At 66.2% G+C, this 3,943-nt stretch carries 3 protein-coding genes; 2 read left to right on the forward strand and 1 reads right to left on the reverse strand.

What is annotated here, in order from left to right; genetic code table 11:
• Positions 1-103: 103 nt before the first annotated feature.
• Positions 104-457, reverse strand: coding sequence for an ArsR/SmtB family transcription factor (locus tag AC01Y6_RS09790; RefSeq protein ID WP_476671329.1), 354 nt, complete (start codon positions 455-457; stop codon positions 104-106).
• Between the two features lie 230 nt (positions 458-687).
• On the opposite strand from AC01Y6_RS09790, the gene AC01Y6_RS09795 reads away from it, so the two are divergent.
• Positions 688-1,170 carry an arsenate reductase (azurin) small subunit gene (locus tag AC01Y6_RS09795; protein ID WP_476671330.1) on the forward strand — a complete coding sequence of 161 codons (483 nt, stop codon included), beginning with the start codon at positions 688-690 and terminating at the stop codon, positions 1,168-1,170.
• 12 nt (positions 1,171-1,182) lie between these two features.
• Positions 1,183-3,768 (forward strand): arsenate reductase (azurin) large subunit, encoded by a 2,586-nt coding sequence (locus tag AC01Y6_RS09800; protein WP_476671332.1) that lies wholly within the window; start codon positions 1,183-1,185, stop codon positions 3,766-3,768.
• The last annotated feature ends 175 nt before the right edge of the window (positions 3,769-3,943 follow it).

Here is a 3,943-nt window from a genome sequence, read left to right on the forward strand (position 1 = left end):
CGCCTCTGGGGGATACCAGCCGGAGGCGAGGAGGGTGGGGTCGGTCCAGCTCGCCGTGCCCACGCGGACTTCCGCCACGCCCTCATGGTACCAAGAGCGGGGCTTAGCCCGCCTTTTCGGCCTCCAGGGCCCTCCTCGCCTGCTGGGCCAGGCGCAAGAGCTCGTGGGCCAGGGCTTCCAGGGCCCCCGGCCTCAAGCGGTAGTAGGTCCACCGCCCCACCCGCACCCCCTCCACCAGGCCCGCCTCGCGGAGGATCCGGAGGTGGTGGCTCACCGTGGGGGCGGAAAGGCCCGTTTTCTCCTTCAGGTGGCAGAAGCAGACCCCGTAGGCCGTGCCGCAACGGGGATCGCGGGCGGTATGGTCGTCGGGTAGCTCCGAAAGAAGGCGTACGATAACCACCCTTGCGGGGTGGGCCAGGGCCTCGAGGCGGCCTTGGGTGGCATCCCTTCCCTTCACGGCCTCATTATGCCAGGCGAATTAAGGGGGGCGCCCTTTAAGAGAAAGACTGGGAAAACTTTCCGCTTCCCTTATGGCCTCTCCCCTTGACCAGCCCCAATCTTCGCTCGGGAAGAGAATTTTCCTTCTGATACCCCAATGGGGTATAAGTGGGAGGCTTTCCATTCTGTTGACAAATCCCGGTTCGGTTTGATAGCCTTCAAACTGCCAAGGAAGGGAGGGATAAAGGTATGACGCAAACCCTGAGCCGGAGGCGCTTTGTTCAGCTCACCGCTGCGGCCACCGCCCTTTTCACCGTGGGCGGCAAGGCCCAGCTCTGGTACGCCCCGAGCCTCACCTACCCGGCGGTCAAGGTGGCTAACCTCTCTCAGGTCAAGACGGGCCAGCCCATCTCCTTCTCCTACCCCGACGCCTCCGCCCCGGCCATCCTGGTCAAGCTCGGCCGCCCCGCCATCGGGGGCGTGGGCAAGGACCGGGACATCGTGGCCTTCTCCGCCCTCTGCACCCACATGGGTTGCCCCGTGCAGTACGAGGGGGGCAGGTTTATCTGCCGCTGCCACTACTCCATGTTTGACCCTGCCAAGGCGGGCCAGACCTACCAGGGCCTGGCCAGCTCCTGGCTCCCCCAGATCCCCTTGCGCATTGACGGCAAGGGCGACATCTACGCCGTGGCCGTGGCCGGCCTCATCTGGGGCCGCGTGAAGAACGTGTAGGAGGTGTGAGGTATGGCGCTTATTCCCCGTAGGGACCAGCTTCCCGTTCCCCCCAAGGACGCCAAGGTCTACAACACCGTCTGCCAGTACTGCAACGTGGGGTGCGGCTACAAGGTCTACGTCTGGCCCGTGGGCGAGCAGGGCGGCCTCAAGCCCAACCAGAACGCCTTCGGCCTGGACCTCTCCCAGTCCCAGCCCCCCCTCGCCGGCCAGAGCTACACGGAGACCATGCACGCCGTCACCGTAGGTAAGGATGGCCGCCAGTACCACGTGGTCATCGTCCCCGCCAAGGACAGCCCCATCAACCGGGGCAACTACTCCATCCGGGGCGGCACCAACGCCCTCACCGTCTGGAGCCTGGACCGGGGCACCCAGGACCGGCTCACCTACCCCCTCCTCAGGGTGGGCGACCAGTTCCAGGCCATCACCTGGCAGGACGCCCTCACCCTCATGGGCCTCCTCATCAAGGGCATCCGGGACCAGGACGGCAACGACGACAACATCGCCGTGAAGTGCTACGACCACGGGGGCTCGGGCCAGGGCTTTGAGGACAACTACGCCGCCGGGAAGCTCTTCTTCTCCGCCCTCTCCGTGAAGCACATCGCCATCCACAACCGCCCCGCCTACAACTCCGAGGTCTGGGGAAGCCGCGAGCGGGGGGTCCACGAACTCAACTACACCTACGAGGACGCGCGCCTCGCCGACACCATCGTCCTCTGGGGGGCGAACCCCTATGAGACCGCCACGGTGTTCTACGTGGAGCACATGCTTCCCAACCTCCAGGGGGCCACGGTGGCGGAGAAGCAACAGGCTTTTGAGCGGGGCGAGCCCGCCGAGCCCGGGTACCTCATCGTCATCGACCCCCGGAAGATCAGCTCCTACACCGTGGCCGAAGCCGTGGCCAAGGACCGGGTTCTCCTCCTGCAGCCCAACCTGGGCACGGACTACATCCTCGCCAACGCCATCGCCCGGGCGGTCTGGGAGAAGGGCTACTACGACATGGCCTACCTCCAGGCCCGCACCGACATGGCCCTCTTTGAGGAGTACAAGGCGAAGAGCCTCAAGCTCTCCGTGCCCTACGACCAGTTCATGGCCCAGGCCGAGCGCATCACCGGGGTGCCCCGGGCCCTGATTGAGAAGGCCGCCGACTGGATCGCCAAGCCCAAGGTGGGCCGCTTCAAGCGGCGCACCCTCACCATCTACGAGAAGGGCATCATCTGGAACATGAAGAACTACGACCAGGTGGCGGCCATCGTCCAGCTCGCCGTCCTCACCCACAACATCGGTCGGCCCGGCACGGGCTGCGGCCGCCAGGGCGGGCACCAGGAGGGGTACGTCCGGCCCCCCGCCCCCACCCCGGGCTCCATCTACCGGGGCGGCCCCCCTGTCAACGTGGACAAGTTCCTCGTGGAGGGGAAGGGCAAGTTCTACTGGGTCATCGCCACCGACCCCTACCTCTCCACCCCCAACAGCCAGGTCTTCCGCAAGCGCATCCACGAGCGCACCGAGAAGCTCACCCTGGCCTTGGGCGCCGGGGGTGAGCCCGGGACCATCCAGGAGCGGGCGAAAAAGATCCTGGACATCCTCTACCAGGACCCCGACGCCCTCTTCCTGGTGGTCCAGGACATCTACATGACGGAGACCGCCCGGGACGCCCACCTCATCCTCCCCGCCGCCGGCTGGGGCGAGGCCAACGATACCTCCATCAACTGCAACAGCCGCCTCCTCCGCCTCTACGAGAAGTTCATGGACCCGCCCGGGGAGGCCAAGCCCGACTGGGAGATCTTCAAGTGGGTGGGCCTCCGCATCGCCGAGCTCTACCGGGCGGAGGGCAAGCTGGAGGAGGCCAAGAAGTTCGAGTTCGGCAAGAACTGGAACACGGACGAGGACGTCTTCCTCGCGGGGGCCGAGGAGTTCAGCGATAACGCCGTGCCCGAGGAGGACGAGGCCAAGCTGGAGCCGGAGAACTACAAGGGGGTCACCTACAAGTTCCTCAAGGAGGTGGGCCAGCAGGGCATCCAGACTCCCGTGCGCCGCGACCCCAAGACGGGGAAGCTGGTGGGCACGGTCCGCCGCTACACCCACAAGTTCGGCACCCCCGACGGCAAGTTCAAGTGGTACGGCACGGACGACTGGGAGGGCTACCCCGCGGAGGTGGCCAAGTACCTGGATGGGGAAAAGGCCCGGCAGTACCCCTTCTGGGTCACAACGGGTCGGGCCCAGACCATCTGGCAGACCGCCTACCACGACCGGCACCTCCCCGAGAAGGCCCTGGCCCTGCCCCTCCCCTACGTGGAGGTGAACCCCGAGGACGCGAAGCGCCTCGGCCTGAAGTCCGGCGACCTGGTGGAGGTCTACAACGAGGAGGGGAACGGCACCTTCTTGGTCTACGTCACCGATGCCGTGAAGCCCGGCATGCTCTTCCTCGTCATGTACCACTGGCGGGGCACCTCCAACTCCCTGGTCTCCGGCTACACCGACCCCAAGACCACCATTCCCTGGTACAAGGGCACCCGGGCCAACCTCAGGAAGGTGGCGGGGGCTATCCCCTCGGTGCAGCAGACGGCGAGCCTCCTGCAGCAGAACAAGTTTGACTAAACCCTAAGGTTCCCGTGGCCCCGGCCCTTGGGCCGGGGCCGTTTTGCCCGGAAAACGCAGTTGGGCAGGGGAAACGGGGTACCATGGGAAGCGTGGAGTCCTGGCCCAGGCCCCGCCTCGTGGTGAGCGCCTGCCTGGGGTTCGCCGCGGTGCGCTACTCGGGGGAGCTCATCCC

Source organism: Thermus sp. (assembly GCF_056332225.1).

Coding starts and splice junctions, on each gene's coding strand:
- AC01Y6_RS09795 (WP_476671330.1), top strand. CDS start 688: ATGACGCAAACCCTGAGCCGGAGGCGCTTTGTTCAGCTCACCGCTGCG.
- AC01Y6_RS09800 (WP_476671332.1), top strand. CDS start 1,183: ATGGCGCTTATTCCCCGTAGGGACCAGCTTCCCGTTCCCCCCAAGGAC.